Source organism: Streptomyces sp. NPDC094143, from assembly GCF_040303825.1.
In the GTDB taxonomy this organism is placed as follows: Bacteria; Actinomycetota; Actinomycetes; order Streptomycetales; family Streptomycetaceae; genus Streptomyces.
Window position 1 is genome coordinate 114,371 of record NZ_JBEOTZ010000021.1, and the last position, 24,787, is coordinate 139,157.

At 74.2% G+C, this 24,787-nt stretch carries 23 protein-coding genes and 2 pseudogenes; 10 read left to right on the forward strand and 15 right to left on the reverse strand.

Translation table 11 applies throughout. The features are described 5' to 3' along the window. Positions 1-19 precede the first annotated feature (19 nt). Both ABTZ58_RS25265 and ABTZ58_RS25270 read left to right on the forward strand, forming a co-directional pair. Positions 20-898 carry a universal stress protein gene (locus tag ABTZ58_RS25265; RefSeq protein WP_351360877.1) on the forward strand — a complete coding sequence of 293 codons (879 nt, stop codon included), beginning with the start codon at positions 20-22 and terminating at the stop codon, positions 896-898. A gap of 13 nt (positions 899-911) precedes the next feature. Further along, the gene (locus ABTZ58_RS25270; protein WP_351360880.1) at positions 912-3,293 is read left to right on the forward strand and encodes a glycoside hydrolase family 65 protein; all 2,382 of its coding nucleotides are present in this window, start codon (positions 912-914) and stop codon (positions 3,291-3,293) included. A gap of 83 nt (positions 3,294-3,376) precedes the next feature. Here ABTZ58_RS25270 and ABTZ58_RS25275 read toward each other — a convergent pair whose 3' ends face one another. The 3 genes from ABTZ58_RS25275 to ctaD all read right to left on the reverse strand — a co-directional run bounded on the left by ABTZ58_RS25275 (position 3,377) and on the right by ctaD (position 6,250). Then, the gene (locus tag ABTZ58_RS25275) at positions 3,377-4,102 is read right to left on the reverse strand and encodes an SDR family NAD(P)-dependent oxidoreductase (RefSeq protein WP_351360883.1); all 726 of its coding nucleotides are present in this window, start codon (positions 4,100-4,102) and stop codon (positions 3,377-3,379) included. 64 nt (positions 4,103-4,166) lie between these two features. Further along, on the reverse strand, positions 4,167-4,541 hold the full coding sequence (locus ABTZ58_RS25280) for a hypothetical protein (RefSeq protein WP_351360886.1): 375 nt from the start codon (positions 4,539-4,541) through the stop codon (positions 4,167-4,169). After that, positions 4,538-6,250: an aa3-type cytochrome oxidase subunit I gene (gene ctaD / locus ABTZ58_RS25285; protein ID WP_502996121.1), complete on the reverse strand. Its 1,713-nt coding sequence runs from the start codon at positions 6,248-6,250 to the stop codon at positions 4,538-4,540. The genes ABTZ58_RS25280 and ctaD overlap by 4 nt, the downstream gene beginning before the upstream one ends. A gap of 248 nt (positions 6,251-6,498) precedes the next feature. Here ctaD and ABTZ58_RS25290 point away from each other — a divergent pair, with 248 nt between their 5' ends. Further along, positions 6,499-7,593, forward strand: coding sequence for a carboxylate-amine ligase (locus ABTZ58_RS25290; protein ID WP_351360891.1), 1,095 nt, complete (start codon positions 6,499-6,501; stop codon positions 7,591-7,593). A 21-nt stretch (positions 7,594-7,614) separates the two neighbouring features. Here the strand turns inward: ABTZ58_RS25290 and ABTZ58_RS25295 are convergent, their stop codons facing one another. Continuing rightward, on the reverse strand, positions 7,615-7,965 hold the full coding sequence (locus tag ABTZ58_RS25295) for a hypothetical protein (RefSeq protein ID WP_351360982.1): 351 nt from the start codon (positions 7,963-7,965) through the stop codon (positions 7,615-7,617). Positions 7,966-8,239: 274 nt separating this feature from the next. Here ABTZ58_RS25295 and ABTZ58_RS25300 point away from each other — a divergent pair, with 274 nt between their 5' ends. Then, a complete protein-coding gene (locus tag ABTZ58_RS25300) occupies positions 8,240-9,496 on the forward strand; it encodes a PP2C family protein-serine/threonine phosphatase (protein WP_351360893.1) in 1,257 nt (418 codons plus the stop codon). Here the strand turns inward: ABTZ58_RS25300 and ABTZ58_RS25305 are convergent. Continuing rightward, on the reverse strand, positions 9,472-9,954 hold the full coding sequence (locus tag ABTZ58_RS25305) for a DUF6174 domain-containing protein (RefSeq protein WP_351360896.1): 483 nt from the start codon (positions 9,952-9,954) through the stop codon (positions 9,472-9,474). The genes ABTZ58_RS25300 and ABTZ58_RS25305 overlap by 25 nt on opposite strands. An 89-nt stretch (positions 9,955-10,043) precedes the next feature. After that, complete coding sequence (locus ABTZ58_RS25310; RefSeq protein ID WP_351360899.1) at positions 10,044-11,273, reverse strand: acyl-CoA dehydrogenase family protein; 1,230 nt, start codon at positions 11,271-11,273, stop codon at positions 10,044-10,046. A 256-nt stretch (positions 11,274-11,529) separates the two neighbouring features. Here ABTZ58_RS25310 and ABTZ58_RS25315 point away from each other — a divergent pair, with 256 nt between their 5' ends. From ABTZ58_RS25315 to ABTZ58_RS25325, 3 genes are all read left to right on the forward strand, one after another. Next, entirely contained in the window at positions 11,530-12,633 is a 1,104-nt protein-coding gene (locus tag ABTZ58_RS25315; RefSeq protein WP_351360901.1) for a winged helix DNA-binding domain-containing protein, read from the forward strand. 107 nt (positions 12,634-12,740) lie between these two features. Continuing rightward, positions 12,741-14,438, forward strand: a complete 1,698-nt coding sequence (locus ABTZ58_RS25320; protein ID WP_351360904.1) for a RecQ family ATP-dependent DNA helicase — start codon at positions 12,741-12,743, stop codon at positions 14,436-14,438. A 96-nt stretch (positions 14,439-14,534) separates the two neighbouring features. Further along, complete coding sequence (locus ABTZ58_RS25325) at positions 14,535-15,116, forward strand: Rv1733c family protein (RefSeq protein WP_351360907.1); 582 nt, start codon at positions 14,535-14,537, stop codon at positions 15,114-15,116. A 123-nt stretch (positions 15,117-15,239) separates the two neighbouring features. Here the strand turns inward: ABTZ58_RS25325 and ABTZ58_RS40255 are convergent. The 9 genes and pseudogenes from ABTZ58_RS40255 to ABTZ58_RS25365 all read right to left on the reverse strand — a co-directional run. After that, positions 15,240-15,464, reverse strand: a pseudogene (locus ABTZ58_RS40255) (cation:proton antiporter); the annotation flags it as partial. Between the two features lie 21 nt (positions 15,465-15,485). Beyond that, a complete protein-coding gene (locus ABTZ58_RS25330) occupies positions 15,486-15,971 on the reverse strand; it encodes a cation:proton antiporter regulatory subunit (protein ID WP_351360909.1) in 486 nt (161 codons plus the stop codon). 129 nt (positions 15,972-16,100) lie between these two features. Then, entirely contained in the window at positions 16,101-16,556 is a 456-nt protein-coding gene (locus ABTZ58_RS25335) for a hypothetical protein (RefSeq protein WP_351360912.1), read from the reverse strand. A 186-nt stretch (positions 16,557-16,742) separates the two neighbouring features. Beyond that, positions 16,743-17,999, reverse strand: a complete 1,257-nt coding sequence (locus ABTZ58_RS25340; protein ID WP_351360915.1) for a putative hexosyltransferase — start codon at positions 17,997-17,999, stop codon at positions 16,743-16,745. Next, positions 17,996-19,276: a bifunctional glycosyltransferase family 2/GtrA family protein gene (locus ABTZ58_RS25345; protein ID WP_351360918.1), complete on the reverse strand. Its 1,281-nt coding sequence runs from the start codon at positions 19,274-19,276 to the stop codon at positions 17,996-17,998. Before ABTZ58_RS25345 ends, ABTZ58_RS25340 begins: the two co-directional genes overlap by 4 nt. A 122-nt stretch (positions 19,277-19,398) precedes the next feature. Further along, a complete protein-coding gene (locus tag ABTZ58_RS25350; RefSeq protein WP_351360921.1) occupies positions 19,399-19,920 on the reverse strand; it encodes a cellulase in 522 nt (173 codons plus the stop codon). An 11-nt stretch (positions 19,921-19,931) separates the two neighbouring features. Beyond that, positions 19,932-20,441, reverse strand: a complete 510-nt coding sequence (locus ABTZ58_RS25355) for a SigE family RNA polymerase sigma factor (RefSeq protein ID WP_351360924.1) — start codon at positions 20,439-20,441, stop codon at positions 19,932-19,934. Between the two features lie 159 nt (positions 20,442-20,600). Continuing rightward, the gene (locus ABTZ58_RS25360) at positions 20,601-20,954 is read right to left on the reverse strand and encodes a DUF8129 domain-containing protein (RefSeq protein WP_351360927.1); all 354 of its coding nucleotides are present in this window, start codon (positions 20,952-20,954) and stop codon (positions 20,601-20,603) included. 63 nt (positions 20,955-21,017) lie between these two features. Beyond that, entirely contained in the window at positions 21,018-21,383 is a 366-nt protein-coding gene (locus tag ABTZ58_RS25365; protein WP_351360929.1) for a DUF6479 family protein, read from the reverse strand. Between the two features lie 85 nt (positions 21,384-21,468). Between ABTZ58_RS25365 and ABTZ58_RS25370 the strand changes: the two genes are divergently transcribed. The 3 genes and pseudogenes from ABTZ58_RS25370 to ABTZ58_RS25380 all read left to right on the forward strand — a co-directional run bounded on the left by ABTZ58_RS25370 (position 21,469) and on the right by ABTZ58_RS25380 (position 24,546). Next, a complete protein-coding gene (locus ABTZ58_RS25370) occupies positions 21,469-21,843 on the forward strand; it encodes a four-helix bundle copper-binding protein (protein ID WP_351360931.1) in 375 nt (124 codons plus the stop codon). Positions 21,844-21,914: 71 nt separating this feature from the next. Further along, positions 21,915-22,348 (forward strand): annotated as a pseudogene (locus tag ABTZ58_RS25375) (oxygenase MpaB family protein); the annotation flags it as partial. Beyond that, entirely contained in the window at positions 22,300-24,546 is a 2,247-nt protein-coding gene (locus ABTZ58_RS25380; protein ID WP_351360934.1) for a serine/threonine-protein kinase, read from the forward strand. The pseudogene ABTZ58_RS25375 and the gene ABTZ58_RS25380, both read left to right, overlap by 49 nt. The last annotated feature ends 241 nt before the right edge of the window (positions 24,547-24,787 follow it).

The following is a 24,787-nucleotide window of genomic DNA, read 5'->3' on the forward strand; positions in this document are numbered from 1 at the left end:
CGAGGCGGTGGGAACGGTGATGACGGAACTGCCCCTGGTCGTGGGCGTCGACGGTTCGGCCGGCAGCATGCCGGCGGTCGACTGGGCGGTGGACGAGGCCGCCCGGCACGGTCTTTCGCTGCGGCTGATCCACGGCTCCCTCTGGGAGCGCTACGAGGCCCTCACCCCGTCCGCCGGCCCGGCCCGCCCCACGGGCCGGACCATGGCCGACCACATCGTCGCCTCCGCGGCGGAGCGCGCCGCGCGGCGCCACCCCGACGTGAAGGTGACCACCGACGTGCTCCTCGCCGACGCGGCGGACGCCCTCCTGCACGAGGGCAACAACGCCACCGCCCTGATCACCGGCTCCCGCGGTCGCGGCGGTCTGAGGCAACTCGCGCTCGGATCCGTGGCGCTGTCCGTCGCGGCCCGGGCGCACTGCCCGGTGATCGTGATGCGCGGCGGCCACGCCGGCCCGGCCGGCCCACACGACCGGATCCTGCTCGGCGCCGGGGGCCCCGCCACCGGCGCGGAGGCGGCGCGCTTCGCCTTCCGCGAGGCCGAGGCCCACGGTTGCGTCCTGGACGCCGTACGCGCCTGGCGCTGCCCCGCGCGCGAAGCCGCCGACGAGGACACGCTCGCCGAGGCACCCGGGCGCGACCACGAGGTGCGGGCCCGTGCCGAACTCGACGCGCTGCTCCGCGACCCCATGGCCGACCATCCGGGCGTCCGGACGCACCGCACCACCCTGGAGGGTCCGGCCGGCACGGTACTCGTGCACCGTTCGGCCGTGGCCCACCTGGTGATCGTCGGGGCCCGGCGCCGGCAGGGCCACTTCGGGCTCCAGCTCGGCAGGGTGGCCCACACCCTGCTGCACCACGCCGGGTGCCCGGTCGCCGTCGTTCCGCAGCGCGTCTAGGAGGACACGGCCCGTGACGGAGCGCATCTGGGAGTACGAGGGATATCTCCCCGCCGAGGAGCGGCTGCGGGAGTCGCTGTGCACCCTGGGCAACGGCCGCTTCGCCACCCGCGGCGCGCTGCCCGAGTGCGCGGCCGACGGCGTCCACTACCCGGGCACCTACGCGGCCGGCTGCTACAACCGGCTGGTCTCCGAGGTCGCAGGACGGCGCGTCGAGAACGAGGACCTGGTCAACCTGCCCAACTGGCTGCCCCTGCGCTTCCGGCTCCCGGGCGGCCGGTGGCTGTCCCCGGACACGGCGCCCGTGCTGGACCACCGGCAGACCCTCCACCTCGACGAGGGCCTGCTGGAGCGCCGCACCCGCTACGCCCTCGGCGCCGGACGGGTCCTCGCCGTACGGCAGCGGCGGCTGGTGCACATGGCCGACCCCCATCTCGCGGCGCTGCGCTGCGAGTTCACCGCCGAGGGCTTCACCGGCGCGCTGGAGGTCGAGGCCGCGCTCGACGGGACGGTGACCAACGCCGGAGTGCCGCGCTACCGCGATCTGGACGGCCGTCACCTGACCCATGTGCACACCGGGACCGCCGGGCCGGACACCGTGTGGCTGCGCTGCCGGACCCGCACCTCGGACGTCCGCGTCGGCATGGCCGCCCGGCTGACCGCCGCGGAGCCCGTCACGGCCCCGCACGAACCCGCACGCGCCGTCCAGCGCCTCACCCTGTCACTGGCCCCGGGCCGCACCGCCACCCTCGACAAGACCGTCGCCCTGCACACCTCGCACGACCCGGCGATCAGCGACCCGTTGCAGGCCGCCGTCGACCGGGTCGCAGCGGCACCGGAGTTCGGCCGGCTGCTCGCCTCCCACCGCACCGCCTGGGCCCAGTTGTGGCGCCGCGCCGAGCTCGACGTGCCCGGGGAACCCGGCCGCATCCTGCGCCTGCACCTCTTCCACGTGCTGCAGACGCTCTCCCCGCACACCGCGGAGCTGGACGTGGGGGTACCGGCCCGCGGACTGCACGGCGAGGCCTACCGGGGGCACGTCTTCTGGGACGAGCTGTTCGTCCTGCCCTACCTCAACCTGCACTTCCCGGAGGTGTCCCGCGCCCTGCTCCACTACCGCCACCGGCGTCTCGAACGGGCCTGCGCGGCGGCGCGTGCCGTCGGCCGGCGCGGCGCGCTGTATCCGTGGCAGAGCGGCAGCGACGGACGCGAGGAGACCCAGCAGCTGCACCTCAACCCCCGCTCGGGCCGCTGGCTGCCCGACCACACCCACCTCCAGCACCACGTCGGCTCGGCGGTCGCGTACAACGTGTGGCAGTACTGCGAGGCCGGGGGCGACGCCGAGTTCCTGCACACCAAGGGCGCCGAGATGCTGCTGCAGATCGCGCGCTTCTGGGCCGACTCGGCGACCTGGGACGCGGCCCTGGGACGGCACCGCATCCGCGGGGTCGTCGGCCCCGACGAGTACCACGAGGCCTACCCGGGCGCCGAACGGCCCGGCCTGGACGACAACGCCTACACCAACGTCACGGCGGCCTGGGTGCTCACCCGCGCCCTGGACGTGCTGCGCACCCTGCCCGAACCCCGCCGCCGCGAACTCGTCGAGCGCATCGCCCTGGACGCCGGCGAGCCCGAGCGCTGGGAGGACGTCTCCCGCACCCTGCACGTGCCCTTCCACGACGGGATCATCAGCCAGTTCGAGGGCTACGGCGACCTCGCGGAACTCGACTGGGACGACTACCGCAAGCGCTACGACGACATCCGCCGCCTGGACCGGATCCTGGAGGCCGAGGGCGACAGCGCCAATCGCTACAAGGCGTCCAAACAGGCCGACGTGCTGATGCTCGGCTACCTCTTCTCACCGGCCGAACTGCAGGGGCTGTTCCGGCACCTGGGATACCGGCTGGAGGAGGAGACGTGGCGCCGCACCGTCGACCACTACCTGGCCCGCACCAGCCACGGCTCCACCCTCAGCGGCCTGGTCCACGGCTGGATCCTGGCCCGGTGCCGGCGGGCCGAGGCGTGGACGTTCTGCCAGGAGGCCCTGCGCGGCGACATCGCCGACCTCCAGGGCGGCACCACGGGCGAGGGCATCCACCTGGGCGCCATGGCCGGCACCCTCGACCTGGTCCAGCGGGGACTGACCGGCCTGGAGACCCGCGCCGGCGCCCTGTGGCTGGACCCGGTGCCACTGCCGGAGCTGTCGTCGTACGGGTTCTCCATCGCCTACCAGGGCCACTGGGGCATCCGTCTGCGCCTCAGCAGCGGGCAGCTGGAGATCGCCGTGCCACCCTCCGACCTGCCGCCGATCGTCGTCGAACTCCCCGACCGCGCGATCGGCGTACAGGCGGGCGAAACGACCCGCCTGCTCCTCACGGACGGGCGCAGCACCTGAAGGAGCAGCCCGCCCCCCGGGGCTCCCCTGACCTGCGCCCACGAGCCGCTCGACGGCGCGGAGGCAACGGCCTGACGCCGCAGTCAGAGCGCGGTGCCCGTCTCCTCCGCCAGCGTCCGCACCAGACGGTCCTGGAAGGTCTGGTCGTGGACCGCGGCGTGCGGCTCCCGCCGCTCGCCGTGGTACCAGTAGCCGCCGGTCGTCAGGGCCGCCGGCTCGTCACTCGTCGCCAGCCACTCCTGGGTGCGGTGGCCGAGTTCGAAATCGTCCGGTGCGCCCGGCCCGCCCATCTTCGTCGGCACCCAGCCGGGATCCACCGCGTTGCTCGGCACGCCGGGACGCAGCCGGGCCACGGCGGCCGCGAGGGTCGTGACGAACAGCTTGCTGTCGGCGTACGACCCCGCGCTCCGGCCCCGCCAGTCCACCCCGTCCAGGACGGGACGCCCCCCGAAGTGCGAGCCACTGCTCAGGTACACCAGCCGGCCCACCCCGCGCAGCAGCGCCGTCAGCAGGTACGGGGCGATGACGTTCACCGGCATGACGGCCGGCCCCCGCCACACCCCGGCGTTGTGGACGACCGCGTCCAGCGGCGGCGCCTCGTCGAGCTCGCCGGCGATGCGCCGTACCGCGTCCCGGTCGGTGAAGTCGCCGACGACGAGTCGCGCCCCCCGCTCGACGAGCGGGTCGAGTTCCCTCGCGCGCTGCCGGTTCCGGGCGTGCACCACCACGTCGTGTCCGGCCGACAGCAGGGTGTCCGCCGCCGCCCGTCCCAGCCCGTCCGCGGAACCGGTCACCAGGATCCGACTCACGATCACACCGCCCCTCCGACGCCCGAACTCCACCCCACTGTGCACCACCGTCCGGCGGGGCCGGTCAGCGGGTGAGCACTCCGGCCAGGGAGCTCACCCAGGCACCGCACGCGAGGAGCGCGCAGGCGGCCGCCGCGTGACGGCGGAGCAGGACGCGCCGGAGAGCGGCGTAGCGGTCCTCGTACTCCTCACGCAGTTCCTCGGCCCGGCGGACCGTGCCCATCAGCAGCTGACGGCTGACGTCGAGCCGCAGCCGGACGTAGTGGCCGGTGAGCTCCTCCGCCTGAGCGGTGGTCAGCCACGGCAGGCGCGCGCGCAGTTCCTCGGCCTCGCGCCGGATCTGCTCGTGATGGGCGTGCGCGAGCAGATAGCCCTCGGCCTCCGCGGCCAGCACGCCGGGCCGCTCCCCGTCCGGCGCGTCATGGCCGCCGCGGGTCACGGCCGGTCGCCCTTGTGCCCCTCGGGCTCCACCACGTCCCGGCGCCCGGTGTTCTCCGCCTGGTCCAGGCTGGCCACGTCCGGATGGCGCAGGTCGAACGCGGGGGACTCGGAGCGGATCTTGGGCATGGTCAGGAAGTTGTGGCGCGGCGGCGGGCAGGAGGTGGCCCACTCCAGAGAACGCCCATAGCCCCAGGGGTCGTCGACCTCGACCCGCTCGCCCTTCTGAGCGGTGCGCCACACGTTGTAGAGGAAGGGCAGCGTCGACAGGCCGAGGAGGAAGGCGCCGATCGAGGAGACGGTGTTGAGGGCGGTGAAGCCGTCGGCGGCCAGATAGTCCGCGTAACGGCGGGGCATGCCCTCGGCGCCCAGCCAGTGCTGCACCAGGAACGTGGTGTGGAAGCCGACGAACAGCGTCCAGAAGTGCACCTTCTCCAGGCGCTCGTTCAGCATGGTGCCGGTCATCTTCGGCCACCAGAAGCTGAATCCGCCGAACATCGCGAAGACGATGGTGCCGAAGAGCACGTAGTGGAAGTGGGCGACCACGAAGTAGCTGTCGGTGACGTGCCAGTCGAGCGGCGGCGACCCCAGGATGACACCGGTCAGGCCGCCGAAGAGGAAGGTGACCAGGAAGCCGGCCGCCCACAGCATGGGTGGCTCGAACGACAGCGAGCCCTTCCACATGGTGCCGATCCAGTTGAAGAACTTCACACCCGTCGGGACCGCGATCAGATACGTCATGAAGGAGAAGAACGGCAGCAGCACCGCGCCCGTGGCGAACATGTGGTGCGCCCACACCGTCACCGACAGTCCGGCGATGGCGATGGTGGCGCCGATCAGGCCGGTGTAGCCGAAGATCGGCTTGCGCGCGAAGACGGGGATGATCTCGCTGATCACACCGAAGAACGGCAGCGCCAGGATGTAGACCTCGGGGTGGCCGAAGAACCAGAACAGGTGCTGCCAGAGGACCGCGCCGCCGTTCTCCGGGTCGAACACCTGGGCGCCGAACCGCCGGTCCGCCTCCAGCACCAGCAGCGCGGCGGCCAGGACCGGGAAGGCCAGCAGCACCAGCACCGAGGTGAGCAGCACGTTCCAGGTGAAGATCGGCATCCGGAACATCGTCATGCCCGGGGCGCGCATGCAGATGATGGTGGTGATGAAGTTGACCGAGCCCAGGATGGTGCCGAAGCCGGACAGCGCCAGCCCCATGATCCACAGGTCCCCGCCGACGTAGGTGGTGCGCTCCCCGCCGCTGAGCGGCGTGTACGCGGTCCAGCCGAAGTCGGCGGCGCCCTGCGGGGTGAGGAAACTGCCGAGCACGATCAGGCCGCCGAAGAGGAACAGCCAGTACGAGAGCATGTTCAGCCGGGGGAACGCCACGTCGGGCGAGCCGATCTGCAGCGGCATGACCGCGTTGGCGAAGCCGGCGAAGGTGGGTGTCGCGAACAGCAGCAGCATGATCGTGCCGTGCATCGTGAACGCCTGGTTGTACTGCTCGTTGGAGAGGATCTGCAGCCCCGGCCGCGCCAGCTCCGCCCTGATCGCCATCGCCAGTGCCCCCGCGATCAGGAAGAACAGGAACGACGTGATCAGGTACAGGTGCCCGATCTTCTTGTGGTCGGTGGTCGTCATCCAGGAGACGATCACCTGGCCCCTGCCGCGGCGTTCCGCCGCGGGTACCGGCGCAACGGGTTCGGTGTGTGTCGCCATCAGATCCTCGATCGGCAGCAGCGGTCTTCTTGACGGGCGCGGCGGGGAGTGCCCAGCCCGGAGGAACCTAGCCCTGCCGGTCCGCGCGATCACCGTGTGTCGCGGCCCGGTTGGGCCGAACGGCCTCCTTCCACCACCCGTGCGGGCGATGTCGGCCCTGTCATGGTTTGCCCGGCAGAGGGCGCGGCACTCGGTACTCCGGCGGGGGTGGCCCGGCCCGGCCCGCCGGGCGGAACAGAGGGTGATCGATGACGACGATCGGCGTGGAAGAGGAGTACCTGCTGGTCGACCCGGTCACGGGCCTGCCGGTGCCGCACGCGGACAAGGTGCGCGCCGCGGCGGGGCTGGGACGTCTCGTGGCGGACCAGGAGGTGCAGTACGAGCTGCTCCAGGCGCAGGTCGAGGTGGCCACGCCGGTGTGCGCCACGCTGGAGGAGGCCGGAGGACACCTGCTGCGTCTGCGGCACGCCGTCGGCGTGGCCGCCGAGGAGCACGGCTGCCGGATCGCGGCCTGCGGCACCCCGCCGGTGCGCCACGGCCGGCCCGTCGCCGTCACGGACCAGGCCCGGTACCGCGCCATGGTGACGCAGGCGCCGCAACTGGTGGCGGAACAGCTGGTCAACGGCACGCACGTGCATGTCGCCGTGCCCGACCGGGAGGCCGGGGTGCAGGTCCTGAACCGGATGCGGCCCTGGCTGCCGGCGCTGACGGCCATGGCGGCGAACTCTCCGTTGTGGGACGGCCACGACACCGGGTTCGCCAGCTGGCGCACCGTGATCTTCAGCCGCTGGCCGGTCAGCGGTATCCCGCCCTACTTTCGCGACGCCGAGGACTACGACCGGCGCGTGGCACGCCTGCAGCAGGCCGGTCTGATCTCCGACACCGGTCAGCTCTACTGGCAGGCCCGTCTGTCGTCCACCTACCCGACCGTGGAGGTGCGGTGCCTGGACGTCCAGCTCCGGGCGGACGAGGCGGTCATGCTCGCCGCCGTCATCCGGTCCCTGGTGGAGACCGCCCTGGCCGAGGCGGCGGACGGGGTGCCCGCGCCCGACCCGGCCCCGGAGCTGCTCCAGGCCGCCATGTGGCACGCCGCCCGGTACGGTCTGGAGGACACCCTGATCGCGCCCGACGGCACACCGCAGCGCGCCGGCGACATGCTGTACGAACTCCTGCGGTACGTGGCTCCCGCCCTCGACGCGTCAGGGGACGCCCGTCAGGTGACGTCGTTGGTGCACCGGCTGCTGCAGGACGGGACCGGCGCGGACCGGCAGCGGGCCGCCCTCGCCCGCGGCGGTCTCCGCGCGGTCATGGAACTGATCAGCGCCCAGAGCACGATGCCGTGACGGGGCCTTGCGGGGACCGGCTCACGCCGCGGCGGCGTACGCGGCGGTGACGGCCGTGTCGGTACGCGCGTGGATGACCAGCCGGGTGCCGGCGGTGTCGGCGTTCGCCTCCAGCACGCGGCGGGTGGGCGCGCTGCCGGTGGCGACCGACATCAGCACGCCCAGCCGGCTGCAGAGGCGGTGGACGCGCAGGACGACGCTGACCGCGGCGCCCTGCGCGGCCGGCTCGTCCAGGACGACGACCACGGGGGCCGGCCGGTAGGCCTCCACCAGGGCGCTGATCTGCGTCAGGAGCGAGGCGCGCCCGCCGATGCCGGGGTCTTGGCGGACCGTGATGACGAGTACTCCGTGATCGAGAGAATGCGACAGCAACACGGCCCTCGCGCCTCCGTTTCCTCCTTCGGCGGGTCGTTCCACCATGGAAGTACCCGGAGGCGGCCCCTTGAAGCCCCGCCATGCCGGAGCGGCTCCACTCACTTTCCCCGGCACCCGGCACCCGGGTCCGTGCCACACGCCGTTTCGCGGGTAGCCGTGTTGTGCGGCGGAACGGAGGTGAGCGGTGATGGAGCGAAGCACCGAGGGCGAGCGGAGCGCTCGGAGCGATCGGAGTGACACCGCTGGGCGGAGGGGCGAGGGCGGGCGGCGCATGCTCTCCGAGCTGCTGGAGGCCAGCCACCTCATGCCCGTCGAGCTGCTTCCGGCCAAGACGAACGCGTGCGCCCGCGCCGCATCCTTCCGCCGGGTGCTGATCTACCTCGCCGATCTGCGGCGCCGGACCCTGTGTCTCCTCCCCGGGGACGAGGCGGCCGACGGCGGGCTCGAAAGGGAACTGCCCATCGAGGGGACGCTGGCCGGGCGGGCCTTCCAGTACTGCGACGTGCTGCCCGCCGCGCCGCCGGGCGATGGCGTGTTCGAGTGGTGGGTGCCGTTGCTGGACGGAACGGAACGCATCGGCCTGCTGCGGGTGAGCGCCGAGCACAACGACGCCGAGGCCCGCACCGACATGGAGTCGCTGGCGGCGCTCGTCTCCCTGATCGTCGTCAGCAAGCGGGGCACCAGCGACACCGTGGCCAGGCTGACGCGCGCACGGCCGATGAGCGTGGCCGCCGAGATGCAGTGGAACCTCCTGCCGCCCCGTACCTACGCGGACGGTCGGGTGGCCGTCTCCGCGGCCCTGGAACCGGCCTACGACATCAGCGGCGACCTCTTCGAGTACGCCCTCGACGGAGACATCGTGCATCTGACGATCTTCGACGCCATGGGCCACGACACCGCCGCAGGGCTGTCCGGGGCGCTCGCACTGGGGGCGTGCCGCAACGCCCGCCGCCAGGGCGCCGACCTCCTCGCCAAGGCCGACGCCGTGGAAGCCGCCCTGGTCGAACAGTACGACCACCGCCGCTACGTCACCGGTGTCCTGGCGACCCTCGACACGCGCACCGGGATCCTGAGGTGGGTCAACCGCGGCCACCATCCGCCGATCGTCATCCGCGGCAACCGCTGGACCACCCACCTCGAGTGCCGCCCGGCCCACCCCATGGGCACCGAACTCGGGCTGCCCGGCACCGTCTGCCAGGAGCACCTCCAGCCCGGCGACCGCATCGTGCTGTACACCGACGGCATCACCGAGGCGCGCCGCGCCGGTGACCGGGAGTTCGGCCTGGACCGTTTCACCGACTTCCTCATCCGCCACCACGCCGACGGCCTGCCCGTCCCGGAGACCCTGCGCCGCCTGATCCAGGCCGTCCTCGACTACCACAACGGTGAACTCCAGGACGACGCCACGGTGCTGATGTGCGAGTGGATCGGCCCGCACCTGGAGCCGGCCCGCACGGCGGCGGAGCTGACCGGCCTGTCGTCCGACGGGCCCCGTGACGAAGATCAGCCCCGGCCGGTCGGCGTGTAGGCGCTGATGTCGTAGCGGGCCTCGTCGTCGACGGCGTTGTCGTCCTCGTCCAGGACGATCCGCACCGGATGCCCGTCGTCCGCGTAATCGGCCTCGGCGGTGGCCGCGCCGGCCCGGCGTGCCCGTTCCACCTCGGCGAGGAGCTGCCCGAGGGTCGGTACCGCCTCGGGCGTGCCGGCGACCACGCGCCGGGCGGTGTCGTCGAGGCCCACCGCCTCGACCACGGCGCCGTCGCGGACCGACACCCGGAACGCGCCGAGCAGGGTCCGCTCACCTCCGCTCGACCGGAGCGTGTAGGAGTACGCGGCGGGCTCCTGCCAGGCCGTCCGGCCGCCGGCCTGCGTGCCCTGGGCGCCCCGGGCGTGCGGTGCGCCGCTGCCGCAGGCGGCGACCGCGCAGAGCAGTCCCGCGGACAGGGCGGTACGGGCGGCACGGACGGTACGAGACCCGGCGGTCATGGCGGTTGTCCCTTCGACGACGGCTACCGCTGTGACGCCGGACGCCGGGAGAACGTTCGCGCGGCGACCCCGAGGGTCCGAAGGGCCGCTCAGACCGGAAGGACGAACGGCGGATGCGCCCCGTTGAGGAAGTAGTCCCCGACGTCGCGCAGCCGGTGCGTCACGGGCTCGTACAGCGTGTGGGTGCGGGCGTTGCGCCAGAAGCGGTCGAAGCCCAGCCGCGCGGACGCCGAGCGGGCGCCGATGATGTCGAGGGCGCGGGCGGTGGTCTCCTGGACGGCCCTGGACGCGGCGGCCTCGGCCATGGCGACGAGGACGGAGATCTCCGCGTACTCCTCGTAGGAGAGGTCCTCCCCGCGTTCCAGCCCGGCCTGCACGGCGTCCCGCGCCTGGTCGGCCAGAGCGGACGCCGAGCGGGTCAGCACGGTGAGTTCCCCGTAGGCGGTCAGCACGTGCGGGTCCCGGGGCGACCCGGCCGGCCAGTCCGGGTGCCAGGGGGCGCGGCCGGCCCGGCTGTACTCGCGGGCCTCGGCGAGCACCCCCTCCGCCATGCCGAGCCGGATCTGCACCGACAGCAGGCGTCCCACCGGCGACAGCAGGCCGGTCGGCGGCGACAGGACGTCGTCGTCCGCGGCCAGGGAGCCCAGGAGGTCCGCGGCGGCGACCGGCACGGCGTCGAACTCCACGCTGCCGCCGGCCGCGAGCCGTTGGCCGAAGGGGTCGGCGTCACCGTCGACCACCACGCCCTGCCGCGCCGGATCGACCACCACGGCGAACGGCTCGCCGGTGTCCGCCCGGACGGCCCGCACGGCGAGCCGGTCGGCGACCAGCACCCCCGCGGCGTAACTCTGACGGCCGTTCAGCACCAGGCCCTGCGCGGTCCTGGCGAGGGCCGGAGCCGGTTCCTGGCGCGCCAGGCCACCGCCCCAGCACCACTGCTCCGCCGCGGTCCGCCGCTCCAGCGCGGCGGCGCGCCCGGGCTCGGTGAGGAACCCGGCACTCCACGACATGAAGTAGTGGCAGGCGAGCAGTTGGCCGATCGCGCCGTCGGCCGCCGCTATCTCCCTCACCACCGCGTACGCGGTCGGCCAGCCGGCGCCACCGCCGTCGAGCCCGGCCGGTACGAGGAGGGCCAGCAGCCCCGACTCGCGCAGCCGGGCCACCTCGTCGAACGGGGGTTTGCCCGCCTGGTCCCTGGCGACCGCGTCCGTGGCCAGGTCCTCCGCCGTCTCGCGGGCCACCCGCAGCCAGTGGTCCCGGCCGGGCCCGGCCGGATCGGACTCCGCGTCGGGCCCGGGCAGCGCGGGGGCAACGCCCATGACAGGGGTCTCCTCAACTTCGGTGACACGGTGGGGGGTCGGGGCTCAGCGGCAGCGCGGACACCGGAAAGATGTGTGGGCCATGCGCATCATCCTGCGCAGTGCCGTCAGGCGCCGTCAATACTTTCCTAGTAATTCGATAGGGAACATAGGGAAAGGCGGCGCCGGACCGCCGATCCCGTCGCGGTCAGCACCTGACCGCAAGGCCTGGGACGGTGAGCGGGCAAGCAGCCGTCCCGAAGGCACAGGTGTTCCGATGACCGTTCTCGACTCCCGGGCGCTCAACCGCGCCACCCTCGCCCGGCAGTTGCTCCTCGACCGCGCCGGGCTGCCGGTGCTCGACGCCGTCGCCCACCTCGGCGGCCTCCAGGCACAGGAGCCGCAGGAGCCGTTCACCGGGCTCTGGTCGCGGCTGCGGGCGTTCGACCCGGCGGAACTGTCGCAGCTGCTGACCGGGCGGCGCGTGGTGCGGGCCCACCTCATGCGCCGCACCGTCCATCTCGTCACCGCAGACGACCTCCTGGCCTGGCGCGCCCGGCACGACGACATGCTGCGCCGACGGGTGCTCGGGGTGTACCGCCGTGAGCTCGACGGGGTCGACCTCGGCGCGCTCGCGGCGGCCGGCCGCACGGTCATGGCCGACGGCGAGCCCCGCTCCATGTCGGCCCTGGCCCGAGCCGTCGAGGACCGATGGCCGGGGGTGGGGCCGCGGCCGCTCGGCGAGATGCTGGCCGCGGGCCTCCTCCCGACGGTGCAGCTGCCGCCGCGCGGGGTGTGGCGGACCAGGGCGGGCGCCCGGTACGCGCTGGTCGCCACGTGGCTGGGACGCGACATCGACCCGCTGGACACGGACGCCTCCGACCCCGTGGGGCAGACGCTGCTGCGGCGCTACCTCGCCGCGTACGGCCCCGCCGCCTCGGCCGACCTGCGCGCCTGGTGCGGCCTGACCGGACTCCCCGCCGCGGTCCGCGCACTGCGCGGGGAACTGGTCCGCTTCCGCGACGAGCGCGGCCGGGAACTGCTCGACCTCCCGGACGCGCCGCGCCCCGACCCCGGCACCCCCGCCCCGGTGCGGTTCCTGCCCGCGTTCGACAACGCCGTCCTCGGCTACCACGACCGCCGCCGGATCATCGACGACGCGCATCGCGGCCTGTCCGTGACCGGGGCCCGCTTCGTCCTGGTCGACGGCCGGGTCGCCGCGACCTGGACCGTCGAGGCGGACACCGTCGTGGTCAGTCCGCTGCGCCGCCTCACCCGGGCGGACCGGGCCGCCGTCATGGAAGAAGGACAGGCCTTGGCGTCCTTCCTCCGCGGCGACGGCGGTGGTGACCGGGTGCGCGTCGCCGCGCCCCCCGGGTGACGCCGGCGCCGGGCACCGGCTGATACGCCCGCGGACCGGCGGGTACCCAGAGGGCGCCGCGGGCGCGACATCCGGACGCGACCGCACGGAACAGCGAGGAGCCCGGCATGGGACGTGAGGAGCCGCGGACGGACAACGCCGGACGCCTGCGGGACACCGCCGCCGAGGTGTTCGGCTGGGACACCCTCCTGCCGGAGCAGCTCACCGCCATGGAATGGGTGCTCGACGGCGAGGACACCCTCGTCGTCATGCCCACCGGCTCCGGCAAGTCCGCCGTCTACCAGGTGCCCGCCGTGCTGCTGTCCGGGCCGGTGGTGGTCGTGTCGCCGCTGCTGGCCCTCCAGCGCGACCAGATCGCGGGCCTGCCGGACGGCGACCGCGCGCCCGGTGCCGTCGCGGTCAACTCCGACCTCGGCGCGGCCGGGACCGGGGAGGCGTGGGAGGCGGTGCGCCGCGGCGACGCCCGCCTCCTGTACCTGTCACCCGAGCAACTGGCCAAGGACGAAGTGGTGGAGCGGCTGGCCGCGCTGCGCCCCGCCCTCTTCGTCGTCGACGAGGCCCAGTGCGTGTCCTCCTGGGGCCACGACTTCCGGCCCGACTACCTGCGCCTGGAGCAGGCCGTCCGGCGCGTGGGCGGTCCACCCGTGCTGGCCCTGACCGCCACCGCCGCCGCGCCCGTGCGCCGGGAGATCGCCGAACGCCTGGGGATGCGCCGGCCGCGCCTGCTGGTGACCGGCTTCGACCGGCCCAACATCACGCTGCGGGTCCGCCGCTTCCTGGACGACGAGGAGCGGCGCCGAGCCGTGGTCGAACGGGCCGCCGCCGAACCCAAACCGGGCATCGTCTACGCCGGGACCCGCAAGGACAGCGAGCACTACGCCCGGGAGCTGGCCGCCCTGGGACTGTCCGCCGAGGCCTACCACGCCGGGCTGCGCGCCTCCGAACGCGAGCGGATCCACGACGCCTTCCTCTCCGGCACGGCCGACGTGGTGGTGGCGACCTCGGCGTTCGGCATGGGCATCGACAAGGAGGACGTACGGTTCGTCCTGCACGCGTCGCTGCCCGGTTCCCTCGACGCCTACTACCAGGAGATCGGCCGCTGCGGCCGGGACGGCCAACCCGCCCTCGCCGTGCTGCACTACCGCTCCGAGGACACCGGGATGCGGTCGTACTTCGCGGGGCGCACCCCTGGCCACGAGGCCCTGTCGGACGTGGCGAACGCCGTGCACGAGCACCGCCGGGACCCGGCCGGCCTCGACGAACTGCGCGAGGACACGGGCCTGTCCAGGAACCGGGTCACCGCGGCGGTGAACCTGCTGGAGGAAGCCGACGCCGTCGCCACCGGCGAGGAGGGCGAGGTGCGCCCCGCCTCCGGCATGTCCCCGGAGCAAGCCGCCGAGGAGGCCGCGGAGACGGCCCGGGCACATCGCCGCACCGAGCGGACCCGGGTCGAGATGGCCCGGGCGTACGCCGAGACCACCGGCTGCCGGCGGCGTTTCCTGCTCGGCTACTTCGGCGAGGATTACCCGGGCCGCTGCGGGAACTGCGACGTCTGCGACGGCCGGCGGGACGAGGACGGGTCCGAGGATCGGCCTGTCCACCCGGCCGCGGCGGCCTACCCCGTCGGCACCGAGGTACGGCACGAGCAGTGGGGCGAGGGCACCGTGCTCAGCGAGGACCAGGACCGCATCACCGTGTTCTTCGGGCGGGCCGGTTACCGCACGCTGGCCCTGGAGGCGGTGGCCGGTCAGGACGACCTGCTGTCGGTGCTGCGCAGGCCCGGCGAGGACCGGTGGGCCGGCTGACACACCGGCGTCTTCGCGCTCCCCCGCCGACGGGCCGGCGGGGCGGTGCCGGAGCACACTGGAGGGGGTTGCCGGTGCACGAGGGGGTGTCGGCCGATGCCGGTGTCAGGGCGCACGAGCGTGCGGTGGTGGCGGTGGCGGCGCAACGCGCTGAAGCGGCGCGTCGACGTCGTCGAGGCCTGGGTGGTGCTCGCCGGGTGGGTGTGCGCGCTGCTCGGTGGGGTGGGCGGCGGGCTGATGGCGGCGGACGCGGTCGAGCGGGCCGTCGCACGACAGCGGGCGGAGAGCCGTCCGGTCCTCGCGGTCCTCGTCGAGGACGCCCCCGGTCCCTCGCCGGCCCGGTCGGCGAGCGATCACCGCGTCTGGGGCACCGTGCGGTGGACCGCGCCGGACGGCTCGGCGCAGCGGGACGAGGCGCGGGTCCCGCCGAGGGCTCCCGCCGGAAGCACGATCCCCGTGTGGGTGGACCGGAGCGGCGACCTCACCCCGGCACCGGTGTCGGACGGTGAGGCCTGGCTCCACACCGCCCTGGGCGGCACCCTGGCCGGTTCCTCCACGGCCGCGGCCCTGCTCGGGGCCGCCCGGCTGGCCCGGTTCTCCCTCGACCGGCGCCGGATGGCCGCGTGGGAAGCGGACTGGGAGCGGCTCGACGCGCGGCGCGGGTGGACGACGGGCTGAGCCCGGGGCTCCGGCATCAGGCGCGGCCGACCGCGTCCCGGCCCTCGATCGTCTCGTGTCCGCCGGGCGGAACGGGCGCCGCGGGCCCGGCGCCCCCGCGGCGTGACCGGAGCCCGGTCAGGCGCTGGCCGTGTACTCCAGGCCCAGCATGAGCAGCAGCAGGATGACGCCGATCTCGGCGCCGACGGCGACGAAGTCCTCGCTGGCGCCCAGCGGCAGCAGGCCGCCCTCGCCGAAGGCCCGACCCGATAGCAGATAAAGGGGGATGGGGGAGAAGCGGAAGCGCCCGGCGAGCCGGCCGAGCAGCCCGAGCCCGAGGTTGAGGCAGCCGAACTCGATCAGGAACAGGGCGGAGTCGTGCCCGACGGGTCACTCCCGGCCGAGTATCGCGGCGGCCGCCTCCACGCCCTCCCGGGTCCCGATCACGATGAGGACGTCACCGCCGGCGAGCCGGAAGTCCGGGGCGGGGGAGGGGATCGCCGCGGCCCGGCGCAGCACCGCCACGACGGAGGCACCGGTGTCGGTGCGGATCCGCGACTCGCCCAGCCGCCGCCCGTTCCAGTGCGAGGAACCGGGCAGCTCGACCCGCTCGGCGACGAGACCGAGGTCCGTCGTGGACAGCAGGTTCGGCGTGTGGTGAGCGGGCATCAGCGCGTCGATGAGGGTGGCCGCCTCGTCCCCCGTCAGCCGCACAAAGAGGTCACAGGCGTCCGGGTCGTCCTCGCGGTAGGCACTGATCGTCCGTTGGCCGTCGCGGTGGGCGACCACCGAAAGGCGGCGGTGGTCCCGGGTCGTCAGGTCGTAGCGGACGCCGATGCCCGGCAGCGGCGTACTGCTGAGACGGGGCGCGCTCATGACTGTCCCCCTTCGGTCGGCGTGCGCGTACCGGTGGACTCGTCTGCGGGGCCGCGTCCGGGCCGGCGTCCGGACCGGCCTGTGGGCTCATGGTAGGCGGCAGCGCGGCAGGGGTCTCGTCCGCGTGTGCTATCTCGGGTGCTCAGGGGAGGGCGATCCGGACGGGCGGGCCGTGGCCGTGGGCAGTCCCACGGTCGCGCCCTCGACCTGCGGCACGGTGCCGTCCCCGGACCGCTCGCCGGTGCCGGTGCCGGTGGCCAGCTGGGACCAGGCGCCGAGGGCGAGGGCCACGGCGGCGGCGGTGGCGACCACCCGGCCCACGCGCCGGGCCTTGGCCCGGCGGTCCAGGTCCCGCCAGGCCACCCGGATCCACAGGTCCTCCGGCTGCCACAGGTCACCGACGGCGTACGGGGGTCGGGGCTGCCGTCCGCCGGCACGCTCGGTCGCGGAGGGCTCCCTGGGGGCGGAGACGCGTATGGCGGACTCGCTGTCCGTGAGGAACCGCAGCCACACCTCGTCCGGCACCGAGGGGACGCCGTCCGGCTCGCCGGGCGTTCCCCGACCGCCTGTTCCTCCGGTGGTCACGTCCCGTCATCCCCTCTCCGGCCCTCGCGCCCGGTCCCGCGCCGGGCAAGATCAGTATGCCGTCCGGGCCCCGGGGCCGCATGAAGTGCCCGGGGGCGGGCACCGTGGGGAGCGGGCGTCACCCCTCGGCACGTCGTGTGTGAAGGGGGTGCTTCGCCGCGGCGCGCGGCCGATCGGGTGATCGTCCTAGGGCACCCCGAGTTCGAACAGCACGTACCCCGCGTACGAGCCGGAGGCCAGTGCCGCGGTGCCGAGAACCGCGGTCAGCGACGGCCATCGCAGCCGGCGCATCGCGAGCGCCAGGGGGACGAACAGCGGGAAGAGCGGCAGCAGATAGCGCGAGACGTTGCCGAAGATCTGCTGGGTCGTCATCACCATCAGATACGACAGTACGGTGTAGACGACGAGCACGGCGGGCGGCCGCAGCCGCAGCAGCAGCACCGTCAGCACCGGCACCGCCAGCACCACGCAGACGCCGATGACGTCTTCGAAGGGCATGGCGAAGAGGTAGTCGAAGTGCCCGACGGGGACGGACGTCAGGACGCGGAACGTGTGGACGCCCCAGTCGAACTTGTGGGCCCAGGCGCCGTCCTGGAGCTTGGAATAGCCGTTGAGGTCGCCCATGCGGAGGTTGACCCAGGCGAGATAGCCGAACAGGCCCAGCGGAGCGATCGCCACGGCGGCCAGCGGACGGCGTACCCCGTCCTGCCGCCTGCGCAGGGAGAGCACGGCGGCGAGGGCCAGGGCGGCGACCAGTGCGACGGCGGTGGGCCGGCAGAGCCCGGCCGCGAAGGTCAGCAGACCCGCGGTCAGCCAGCGGCGGGACATGACGGCGTGACAGGCCCACGCGGCCAGGGCCGTGTAGAGGGACTCCGAGTACCCCGACCACTCCGTGCCCGAGCCCGGCCAGACCGCCCACAGCCCGACCGCGACCAGCCCGGCCCGGTGGCCGCCCAGGTCTCGCGTGACGGTGTGGACGCCGAGCGCGGCGACGAACGAGGCCAGCACGGACACCGTCAGGCCCGCGCCGTACAGGCCGAGCCCGGTGCACTCCGAGACCAGGCGCATCAGCGCCGGGTACAGCGGGAAGAACGCCGCCGAGTTGCCTTCGAGGGTGATCAGGCCCTTCGCGCCCGGCACCGGTTCGAGGGCGGGGTCGTACCCGTGGGCGGCGATCTGCTGGTACCACCAGCCGTCCCAGCTGGCCAGGACGTCCCAGGGGTGTGCGCCGCCACCGAAGCGCGGGTTCTTCTCGCGGAAGTCGCCCGCGGAGTCCAGCAGACACATGAAGACGGCGAATCCGGCCAGCTTCAGCACGCCGTACGTCAGCAGCACGGGCCCGTAGCGCGCGGCGGCCCGGCGCAACCGTCGCCGGAACTCCTGGCGCGGGATCCGCAGGCGGTCCGGGCCGGACGGCGGCCGGCGCAGCTCCAGGGTGCTCATGCGGGTCCTGTCGTGCGGCGGGCGGGGCGGGCGGGGAACACCCAGGCCCGGAAGAGGAGGAAGCGCAGCAGTGTCGCGGCCAGATTGGCGGCGATCAGCGTCGCGAGTTCGACCCGATGGCCGGCTCCGGGCGCGCCGTGCTGGAGGGCGGCCAGCGAACCGCTGGTCAGGGACAGCCCGATCAGGAACGCCGCGAGCCCCTTGAGATGGTGGCGCAGCGCCCCGCCACGGCCCCGGACCCCGAAGGTGAGCCGCCGGTTGGCGGCGGTGTTGGCGACGGCGCTGGCGAGCAGCGCGAGCGCGTTGGCGGTCTGCGCTCCCGCCGCCGGCCGGAACGCCGTGAACAGCAGCAGGTGGAAGAGGGTGCTCGCGGCGCCCACGGCCGCGAACCGGACCGCCTGCCGGGCCAGGCCGTCGGGCAGCTCTCCGGCCAGCTCGGCGTCGCTGCGGTGCAGCGCGGTCAGCGGCAGCCGGCCGCGGGCCAGGGCCCGGCCGAGCCGGGCCATGCCGCGCAGATCGGCCAGTGCCGTGGACAGCAGGTGCACCCGGCTGTCGAGGTCGTCCACCCAGTCCACCGGAACCTCGTGGATCCGCAGCCCGGCCCGCTCGGCGATGACCAGCAACTCGGTGTCGAAGAACCATTCGCGGTCCTCCACCAGCGGCAGCAGCCGCTCGGCGACGTCCCGCCGCACCGCCTTGAACCCGCACTGCGCGTCGGAGAACCGCACGGCGAGCGTGGAGCGCAGCAGCCCGTTGTAGCAGCGCGAGATGATCTCCCGCTTCGGTCCGCGCACGACCCGCGCCCCCCGCGCCAGCCGGGTGCCGATGGCGATGTCGGAGTGGCCCGAGATCAGCGGCGCGACCAGCGGCAGCAGCGCCGCGAGGTCGGTGGACAGGTCGACGTCCAGATAGGCCAGGACCGGTGCCCGGGAGCGCGACCAGGCGGCGTGCAGCGCACGGCCGCGGCCCTTCTCGGCCAGCCGGAGCCAGCGGGTGCCGGGCAGTTCGGCGGCCAGCCGGGCGGCGATCAGCGGGGTCCGGTCGGTGCTGGCGTTGTCGGCGACGGTGATCCGGAAGGAGTACGGGAAGGTCTCGGCGAGGTGCGTGTGCAGGCGCCGGACGCACGGCTCCAGGTCGTGTTCCTCGTTGTACACGGGGACCACCACGTCGAGGACCGGCTCCGGGTGGTGCGCGGACAGGGGCGCGCGGCGCGGCAGCGCGGACGGCTCGCTCGGTGTCGGGCGGTCGGCCGGCAGCGACCGCCGTACGGTTCTCATGGCTGGGTCACGGTCTCTTTCTGGCATGCGGGCGCCGGTCGCGGGCATGGCGAAGGCGCCCGTGGCGGGGTGGGCGGTGGTGCGGTGACGGGTCTCGGGGGCGCGTCGCCCCGAGAGGGGGGCTACTCGACGGAGGCCGACGCGGAGGGCTCCTCCGACTCCAGGACGGACGGCGGCACCGTCGTGGGCGTGGGGGAGGGCGGCGGGGTGGGCGGCGCCGACGTGCTCCGGCCCCTGGAGGGCGTGGCACTGGGCGTGGGTTCGCTCGTCGCGCTCGTGGTCCCCGAGGGCGTGACGCCGCCGCTCGTGGTCGCGGGTGCCGTCGGCTCCGGGCGCGTCGGTGTGGGACTCGGCTCCGGCGCGTCCGTGGTGGGGGTGGTGTCGACGGACGAGGTCGGGCTCGTCGACGGCTGAGGCCGGTGATCGGCGGGGGGCTGGGCGCGGGTGAGCATGCCGGGCAGCAGGGCCAGTCCGACACTGATTCCGGCCACCGCGACGGCGGAGCCGCCCGCCTTCCACAGCATCCGGGCCCGGCGCCGGGCCCGGATGCCCGCGTGCAGCCGCCGCCGGTGCTCGGCCTCGTAGGGGGTGTGCTGCTGGGCGTCGCGCATCAGGCGCGACAGGTCCCGCTCGAAGTCGTCCATCGCTTCTCCCTTCACCCCACGGGCCTGACGGCGTCGGACAGGAGCCGGCGCAGCCGGGCGACTCCGCGTGACGCGTGGGACCGTGCCGTGCCCACCGGGCATCCCAGCGCCTGGGCGACCTGGGCCTCGGGCAGGTCCTCGTAGTAGCGCAGCACCACCGCGGCCCGCTGCTTCGGCGACAGTGTCGCCAGGGCCGCCTCCAGCCGGGAGCGCTCCGCGACGGCGGACGACATGTCGCCCGGGGCGGCCCGGTCGGGCAGCTGCTCCACCGGCCGCTCGCCCCACCAGCGGCGCCGCGCCGAACGCGCCGCCAGCCGCACGAGCACGGTGCGCACGTACGCCTCGGGTGCCTGCTCGGCCACCTTCGGCCAGGCGAACCACAGCTTGACCAGGGCCTCCTGCACCAGATCCTCGGCCCGCTGCCGGTCGCCCCCCGTGAGCAGCCGCGCGACATGGAGCAGCGCCGACCAGCGGGCGGCCGCGAACTCGTCGAAGCCGTCCGCCCCCCGAACCTGCTCCATCCTCACCGTCCCGCGTCTCAGTGGCCTCCTACACCTCTCGAAAGACGCCGGCCCCCCCTCCACGCTGCACCTTGAACCTGTGATCCACCTCACTTCGGCGGAGGCCGGGCATGGAAAAGGGCCCGTGCACCGGCACGGGCCCTCTGGTCTGCTGCTTCCCTAGGTGCGGTCGCCCTTCGGCTGGGCCGGCTGGTCCAGCGTGCCGTGCGGCGGAGCGCTGTGCGGCTGGGGCGACGTCGCGGGCGTCACACGCGAGCCTCCCCGGCCGCCGTGACCCGTCTCGGGACGCAGCGCGTTCGGGTCGCCGGACGTCGGCTCGGCGCCCGCGCGCAACTGGTCCAGCCGGGCGCCGAGCAATTCGGTCACCGGCAGCCGGTCGGCGTGCGACCGCTCGTACGCCAGCAGTTCCTCGACCTCGTCCGCGGACAGCGACCGCACACGGCTCTCCAGGCCGCCGATCGGCAGATGCTCGTAGTCGGGCAGCGGCAGGGTGGTACGGGCGGGATCGGCCATGGTTCTCACTTCCCTGTGCACGACGTCATGTTCGACCGGGGTGGGGTGAGGGGGTGCGGTGGGTCAGCGGGCGCCCGGTCCGCCGCTGCCGAACCCGCCGCTGCTGCCCTCGTTCCAGCGCGGGCGCTCCTGCGAGGCGCTCGTCCGGTCGCTCTGACGGCCGTTGGTCTTCAGCTCGTGCGGCGTCAGACGCTCGTCGCTTCTCGGCATCTCGTCCGGTTCCCGGTGTTCGCGCGTCTCGCGGACCGGGCCGCCGGGGGGCATCTGCGGCTGTTCGTCCGGTCGCGGCGTGGGCAGTTCCTTGCGCTTGTTGCGGAAGCCGAGGACGAAGGCCCCCAGCAGCAGGGCCACGACCACCACGCCTGCCACACCCAGCCCGATGCCGAGGGCGCCTCGGCCCGCGGCCAGCTCCATCCATGCGGTATTCATGGCACGCGAGTACCCATGGACCTCGTCATGAACCGAGGTCGGTGACCAGGGTTTGACCGGCGGCGCCCGGGGCTACCCGCGCGGTGTGACTTCGACGACATCCCAGCAGGAGCTGTTCCGGTTCCTGGAGGACCGTTTCGCCTGTGCCCAGGCGTGCACCGAGTGCGCCCGGGCGTGCGCGTTGCGCGCGAGCCTCGTGGATCCCGACGGCACCGAGAACCAGGAACTCGTACGGCGCAAGGGCATCATGTGCGCGGAGGTCTGCGACGCGACCTGCCGTGTGCTGTCCGAGCAGAACCAGGTGGACGAGAACATCATCCGTGTCCAGGTGGAGTGGTGCCGGACCGTCTGCCTGGAGGCGGCCCACGTCTTCGACCGGCAACCGGGGGCGGAGGACTCGGCGGCGGCCTGCCGCGCCTGCGCGCGGGCCTGCACGGACTTCCTCGCGACGCTGAACTGACCGCCCGAGGGGCAGCGGCTGCGCAGTGCACCGCGTGTAGTCGACGACGCAGCCTCACGAGCCGACGGAGTGCCGCCGGGCCCGAGGCACGCGAGGTGGACGACTTCCTGCTCCGCCCCCGACGCACCCGCGCCTCATACCGGCGCGCGAAGTGTTGTCGCGGCGCGTGGCACATCTGGCGTACGCCTGTCTGCCGCCGTACGCCCACCAGCTGTACGGCACAGCGGCCCCCGAACCCGCCACCGTCACCCGGCGACCGCGCCTCACGGGCCTCCTGCTGCGCCGCGTTCCCGCACGTGTGCGGTGGCACCTGCCTCCCGGGCACGTCCGGCGCGGGACGGCACGGCTCGGCCCGGGCGCGGGTCCGGCCCCGTACAAACTCGGGGGACGGCCCGCCATACTGGGTGGGCCAGGGGCGGGGCGGGCGAACAGCTACCGGGGGGAGCGTCGCGCGAGATGGGGGACAGCAGGCTCATCCATGGCCGTTACCGGCTGCTCGATCTGATCGGGCGCGGCGGCATGGGCGAGGTGTGGCGGGCGCGGGACGAGTCCCTGGGCCGGCACGTCGCCGTCAAGTGCCTCAAACCGCTGGGCCCGAACCACGACCACGCCTTCACCCGCGTCCTGCGGGAGCGGTTCCGCCGCGAGGCCCGGGTCGCCGCCGCCCTGCAGCACCGGGGCATCACCGTCGTGCACGACTTCGGCGAGTCCGACGGCGTCCTCTACCTCGTCATGGAGCTGCTGGACGGCCGCAACCTCAGCCAGCTGCTGGAGGACAACAAACAGCACCTGCTGCCGGTCGCCGACGTCGTGGAGATCGCCGAGCAGGTCGCCGCCGCGCTCGCCTACTGCCACGAACAGGCCATCGTCCACCGCGACCTGAAGCCCGCCAACATCGTGCGGCTCGGCGACGGCACGGTGAAGATCTGCGACTTCGGCATCGCCCGCCTCGGCCACGACATCGGCTTCACCTCGCGGCTGACCGGCACCGGCATCGCCATGGGCACCCCGCACTACATGTCCCCGGAGCAGATCAGCGGCACCGAGGTCGACCAGCGCAGCGACCTGTACTCCTTCGGCTGCGTCCTGTACGAGATCGCCACCGGCGTACCGCCGTTCGACCTCGACGACGCCTGGGCGATCCTGATCGGACACCGCGACACCCCGCCCCGGCCGCCGCGCGAGCACCGCCCCGAACTGCCCGGGTACCTGGAGCGGGTCATCCTCGACCTGCTCGCCAAGGAACCGGCCGACCGGCCCGGCGACGCCCGCGAGCTGGCGCGGAGAATCAGCGCCCACCGGGCCGCGCCGGTCTACGTGCCGGCCGTCGTGGCACCCCGGCCCGCCCCCGACGCGCTGGCCGGCGTGGGCCGGCTGCCCTCCTGGACGCGGGGCATGACCACCGGCCGCAAGGCGGCGGGCACCGGGCTGCGCACGGCGCCGCCGGACCCGGCGGCCGGACTGTCCGGGGAGTGGATCGCACGGCCCGCCACCGGGCCCGTCGAGGAACCCGTTCCCGAGGAGCGGCCCACCCCGCCCCCCGAGGTCCTCACCGCCCTGGCCGGCCGGCACAACGCGGGCCTCAGCCTCGGCCGGCTCGGCCGCTGGACGGAGGCGGGGGAGGTGCACCGGGCGGTCGCCGCCGAGCGCGAGCACCTGCTCGGCCCCGACCACCCCGACACCCTCGCCAGCCGCTACGAGGTCGCCTTCACCCTCAGCCGCACCGGCCGCGCCCCGGACGCCCTGCGCGAGTACAAGCACGTCACCGAGGCCAGGATCCGCACCCTCGGCGCCGACCACCCCGACACCCTGGCCGCGCGCCAGGAGATGGCCTACGTGCTCGGCCAGCTCGGCCGCCCGTTCGACGCGCACCGCGTCTACACCTCGGTCCTCACCGCGCGGGAGCGCACGATGGGCCCCGACCATCCCGACACCCTGCGCTGCCGGCACAATCTCGCCTTCAACCTCAGCCGCCTCGGCCGCCTGGAGGATTCCTGCCGCATGGCCCGCGAGGTGGCCGGCGCCCGCGCCCGGGTGCTCGGCCCGGACCATCCCGACACCCTGGTCACCCGCTACGAAGTGGCGTACGCGCTGGGGCAGTTGGGCCGCTGGGCCGAGGCGCTCCAGACGTACCGGGAGGTCGCCGAGGCCCGTGCCGGGGCTCTCGGCCCCGACCACCCCGACACGCTCGCCGCGCGCCACGAGATCGGCATCAGCCTGGGCCGCCTCGGCCGCAGCGCGGAGGCCCTCGACCTCTACGCCGCCCTGGCCGAGGACCGGCGGCGGGTCCAGGGCCCCACCCACCCGGAGACCCTGCGCGCCCGGCACGGGCTGTGCGTCAACCTGGGACGGCTCGGACGCTGGGCGGAGGCCCTCGCCGAGTCCCGTGAGGTGAGCGCCGTCCGCGAACGGGTGCTCGGCCCCGACCACCCGGACACCCTGGTCAGCCGCCGCGAGGTCGCCGTGGGCCTGGGCTGGCTGGGCCGCTGGGCCGACGCGCTCACCGAGTACCGCCGGGTGGCCGCGGCCCGCGAGCGCGTCCTCGGCGTCGACCACCCCGACACCCTCGCCAGCCGCAACGACGAGGCGCACTGCCTGCAGCAACTGGGCCACACCACACAGGCCGCGGAGCTGTACCGCCGGGTGGCGACCCTGCGCGACCAGCGCCCGCCCGGCACGCCACGCGCCTCCGGCGACCGCTGAGCCCTCCGGCACCGGGACGCCGGCACCTCGGGCACTGAGGGTGTTGTGGTGCCCGCCGGACAGGCGCGCCGCAGGGGGGAGGCCCGACCTGACGGGAAGGGCCCGCCGCGTCCGGCGGTCGCGCTGCGTCCCGGCGGTCGCGCTGCGCCCTCGGAGGTCGTGCCGCGTCCCGGCGGTCGCACCGCGTCCCGGCGGTCGTGCCCCGTCCCGGCGGTCGCGCCGCGTCCCGGCGGTCGTGCCG

What these genes read in the sequence shown, in the direction of transcription:
- ABTZ58_RS25265 (WP_351360877.1), top strand. Translation starts at nt 20, where the DNA reads ATGACGGAACTGCCCCTGGTCGTGGGCGTCGACGGTTCGGCCGGCAGC.
- ctaD (WP_502996121.1), bottom strand. Translation starts at nt 6,250, where the DNA reads ATGGCGACACACACCGAACCCGTTGCGCCGGTACCCGCGGCGGAACGC.
- ABTZ58_RS25290 (WP_351360891.1), top strand. Translation starts at nt 6,499, where the DNA reads ATGACGACGATCGGCGTGGAAGAGGAGTACCTGCTGGTCGACCCGGTC.
- ABTZ58_RS25300 (WP_351360893.1), top strand. Translation starts at nt 8,240, where the DNA reads ATGCTCTCCGAGCTGCTGGAGGCCAGCCACCTCATGCCCGTCGAGCTG.
- ABTZ58_RS25305 (WP_351360896.1), bottom strand. Translation starts at nt 9,954, where the DNA reads ATGACCGCCGGGTCTCGTACCGTCCGTGCCGCCCGTACCGCCCTGTCC.
- ABTZ58_RS25310 (WP_351360899.1), bottom strand. Translation starts at nt 11,273, where the DNA reads ATGGGCGTTGCCCCCGCGCTGCCCGGGCCCGACGCGGAGTCCGATCCG.
- ABTZ58_RS25315 (WP_351360901.1), top strand. Translation starts at nt 11,530, where the DNA reads ATGACCGTTCTCGACTCCCGGGCGCTCAACCGCGCCACCCTCGCCCGG.
- ABTZ58_RS25320 (WP_351360904.1), top strand. Translation starts at nt 12,741, where the DNA reads ATGGGACGTGAGGAGCCGCGGACGGACAACGCCGGACGCCTGCGGGAC.
- ABTZ58_RS25325 (WP_351360907.1), top strand. Translation starts at nt 14,535, where the DNA reads ATGCCGGTGTCAGGGCGCACGAGCGTGCGGTGGTGGCGGTGGCGGCGC.
- ABTZ58_RS25330 (WP_351360909.1), bottom strand. Translation starts at nt 15,971, where the DNA reads ATGAGCGCGCCCCGTCTCAGCAGTACGCCGCTGCCGGGCATCGGCGTC.
- ABTZ58_RS25340 (WP_351360915.1), bottom strand. Translation starts at nt 17,999, where the DNA reads ATGAGCACCCTGGAGCTGCGCCGGCCGCCGTCCGGCCCGGACCGCCTG.
- ABTZ58_RS25345 (WP_351360918.1), bottom strand. Translation starts at nt 19,276, where the DNA reads ATGAGAACCGTACGGCGGTCGCTGCCGGCCGACCGCCCGACACCGAGC.
- ABTZ58_RS25350 (WP_351360921.1), bottom strand. Translation starts at nt 19,920, where the DNA reads ATGGACGACTTCGAGCGGGACCTGTCGCGCCTGATGCGCGACGCCCAG.
- ABTZ58_RS25355 (WP_351360924.1), bottom strand. Translation starts at nt 20,441, where the DNA reads ATGGAGCAGGTTCGGGGGGCGGACGGCTTCGACGAGTTCGCGGCCGCC.
- ABTZ58_RS25360 (WP_351360927.1), bottom strand. Translation starts at nt 20,954, where the DNA reads ATGGCCGATCCCGCCCGTACCACCCTGCCGCTGCCCGACTACGAGCAT.
- ABTZ58_RS25365 (WP_351360929.1), bottom strand. Translation starts at nt 21,383, where the DNA reads ATGAATACCGCATGGATGGAGCTGGCCGCGGGCCGAGGCGCCCTCGGC.
- ABTZ58_RS25380 (WP_351360934.1), top strand. Translation starts at nt 22,300, where the DNA reads ATGGGGGACAGCAGGCTCATCCATGGCCGTTACCGGCTGCTCGATCTG.